Genomic DNA, 1354 nt, shown 5'->3' on the forward strand with positions numbered 1-1354 from the left:
TAAAGTGGACCCATCAGTCAAGACACTCAGCTGCGTAGTTTAAGCTGTGTCCATTTCCACTCCAGCAGCTGCCCGGCGCTGCCCCGTACTGCCGTCTGTCTCCCGTTCCCGGTCCACGTCGCCGAACTTATCGACGATTAGCGCACCTCCTCCGGCACCGGCACGGTAGACATGATCCGGTGTCTCGTAGTCCAGAGCCTGATGCGGCCGCTCGGCGTTGTAGAACGCGAAGTACTGCGCCAGGCCGACTGTCAGCTCGGCCATGTTGGCGTAGCCCTTCAGGTACACATCCTCGTACTTCACGTTGCGCCAGAGGCGCTCGACAAAGATGTTGTCCAGTGCCCGCCCGCGCCCGTCCATGCTGATGGCCACGCCTTCGCGCTTGAGCACGCCGGTGAAGGCATCACTGGTGAACTGCGCGCCCTGGTCGCTGTTGAACACCTCGGGCTTGCCGTGGTGGCGCAAAGCGTCTTCCAGGCAGTCCACACAGAACGACGCGTCCATGCTGTTGCTGATGCGCCAGGCCAGCACCCGGCGCGAGTACCAGTCGATGATCGCCACCAGGTACGCAAAGCCGCGCGCCAGACGGATATAGGTCAAATCTGTGCTCCACACCTGGTTCGGCCGCGTGATCGCCACCCCGCGCAACAGGTACGGATAGACCTTGTGCTGCGGATGCGGCTTGCTCGTCGCCGGTCCTGGCGCCATGCCCGCTAGATCCATTTCCCGCATCAGGCGCTGCACCCGCTTGCGATTGACGCGATGCCCTCGACCTTTCAGGAACACCACCATGCGCCGGCTGCCGTAGAACGGCCGGTTGGTGTATTCCTCGTCGATCAGGGTGCGCAGCGCGTTGTCTTCCTGGTCCTCCTGCTGTTGGCGGACCATCGCCTCCAGCCTGCGATACACCGTCGCCCTCGGAACACCGGCAAGCTCGCACTGCCGCGTCAACGGCAGATTCGCGTGCTCAGGTTCGATCCAATCCATGCGCTCGTCGCGACTTACAGCCCAAGTTTTTTTTTGAGCCAGTCTGCCTCTATCTTCAGCCGGCCGATTTCGCTATACAGCTTGTCCTCCGGGCTGCTTTCGTCCACCGGCTTCGGGCCACGCTTGGTATCGAACAAGGCGCTTGCGTTCTCCAGGATCTCCTTTTTCCACTGTGTCACCAGCTGCGGATGCACATTATGCTCCTGCGCGATCTCGTTGATCGTCTTCACCCCGCGCACCGCTTCCAGGCCAATCTTGGCTTTGAACTCCGCCGAATGCGTCCTGCGTTTTTTACCTTCACTCATTCGCTATCATCCTTTCGAGGACGACAGCTTAAACTACCGTCTCAAAAGTGGGGTCCACTATA

At 60.5% G+C, this 1354-nt stretch carries 1 protein-coding gene; it reads right to left on the reverse strand.

Going from position 1 to position 1354, the window contains the following annotated elements; all coding sequences use genetic code 11:
• Window positions 1-39 precede the first annotated feature (39 nt).
• Window positions 40-1292 (reverse strand): IS3 family transposase gene (locus tag NX782_RS26190; RefSeq protein ID WP_258848435.1). Its coding sequence is split into 2 segments (ribosomal slippage): window positions 40-1007 and window positions 1007-1292, totalling 1254 coding nucleotides; the frame shifts between segments, so codons are not numbered across the junction.
• Between the last annotated feature and the right edge of the window lie 62 nt (window positions 1293-1354).

Origin of the sequence: Massilia norwichensis (assembly GCF_024753245.1) — a bacterium.
Classification (GTDB): domain Bacteria; phylum Pseudomonadota; class Gammaproteobacteria; order Burkholderiales; family Burkholderiaceae_D; genus Telluria; species Telluria norwichensis.